General features: G+C 50.1%; 2 protein-coding genes and 1 pseudogene. All 3 read right to left on the bottom strand.

Annotated elements, in window-relative coordinates; genetic code table 11:
• Positions 1-815 (bottom strand): annotated as a pseudogene (locus HEQ34_RS14390) (hypothetical protein); the annotation flags it as partial.
• Complete coding sequence (locus tag HEQ34_RS14385) at positions 816-1,205, bottom strand: type II toxin-antitoxin system VapC family toxin (protein WP_296201607.1); 390 nt, start codon at positions 1,203-1,205, stop codon at positions 816-818.
• Entirely contained in the window at positions 1,206-1,475 is a 270-nt protein-coding gene (locus tag HEQ34_RS14380) for an AbrB family transcriptional regulator (RefSeq protein ID WP_296201606.1), read from the bottom strand.
• Positions 1,476-1,575 lie beyond the last annotated feature (100 nt).

Here is a 1,575-nt window from a genome sequence, read left to right as displayed (position 1 = left end):
TCCAGCGCACGGCCAGCCAAGGATATCCCCAGCGGTCCGGGGAACATTTCAGGGTAAAGCGTGAGAATTTGGGCGTGCCATTTATCTGTCGGTTTGACGACCAACCGGGGCTCGCCTTCGTGATGCTCATAAATTTTTGGATATTCGCCCGCAAACTCTTTCAAGCGATTATGAACTTCATCGTCAGGACCAATTACGAAAAAAACACGCGGCGAGAAGGGCTTTGCCCTGATTGCGCTTACCCTACCCAATTTCAACTCTCGCAAGCGATAGCTAATATTGGATATTTCCAGATGGTGACCGCCCTTTGCGCGCGTTTGATGATGATATACTATTAGCGTGCGTTTGCCACTGGCTAGAGATGAAATTTCTGATAATGTTACGCGCTTCGCGGATTTTCGTTTGCCTGCGTCGTCACGCAGGTCAATGCCGTTATCGGGGTCAACAAACAAGACATCCATTGTCGCAACATCATTCATCAGGTGCGCAAACCATATATCACGATCTTGAAAACGATTTTTGGCTGTCGGAACCTCTGCCCGATGGAAATAGCAGGAACTTCCAATTAGATCCTCAAGTCGGCCTACCGAACGATTACCTGTTTTAACTAGATCAACGAGGCCGTCGAATAACTCTGGCGATACCGGTCTCCAATAGTCGGGCTTATTTAAATAGGAAATATGCCTCCCGTCATCGTTGTGTTTTTCATCTGGATGCAACCACCAACAGACGGCTAGGCGCTTGGCTGGCGAAATAGCCTTCAACAACCCGATTTTCAGGTAATCACCGATGTCACCGGAATATCTGTTTTGCACTCAAACCGTCCAATTCTCAACCTTCAACCCTGGTACGTCGGCGAAATGTTTTTCGTTATTGGTTACCAACACGGCGCCCAGCGCCAGCGCATGAGCCGCAATCAATCGGTCGAAGCTCCGCCTGTTAACGCCAACACGCTGGACCAGCGTCGCATAATGCTCCGCAGCGAGATGGTCGAAATCCATATTGGTGACGATCGTCAAAAACCGTTCGGCTTTTTCTCGATCACCCTCTGGGTCGTTCGATTCTCTCGGCCCGACCAGAAGCTCGGCTGCGGTTATGGCAGAAACGCATAAACCTGATTTGAAGTTGTCTTTGACCCGTTGGCGCGCAATATCGCTGCGGCCATCGACAAAATCGATGCAGATATTGGTGTCGAGAAGATACAATCAAGCCACCGACTTGTAAGATGACTTGTCCCAAACGCGATCATCCTGTTCAATATCTCCTCGGCCATGTTTCATAAAGCCGGGTGACATGCTGCCATATAGGCTCATCAGAACCGCCAACGCCTCAGATTCTTTCCATATCGAAATGCGTCCGCTCTTATGGGGAAGAATGACTACATCGTCGCCTTCAACGAAACCCACACCTTTCGGCAACCGCAGGGCGACAGAGTTGCCCGATTTGAATGCTTTGGTGGTCCATTGTCGCGCCATCACAACCTCCGTATATCAAGCCAGTATATACTAAATCACGAAAGCCGCGTCAATGACGATACGCCCGTCGGCTTGGGCACCCCATTCGGGCACAGCATCA

The organism is Sphingorhabdus sp., from assembly GCF_023910635.1.
In the GTDB taxonomy this organism is placed as follows: domain Bacteria; phylum Pseudomonadota; class Alphaproteobacteria; order Sphingomonadales; family Sphingomonadaceae; genus Sphingorhabdus_B.
Note: the sequence above shows the minus strand (reverse complement) of the source record. Positions and strands in the feature narration are given on the sequence as shown.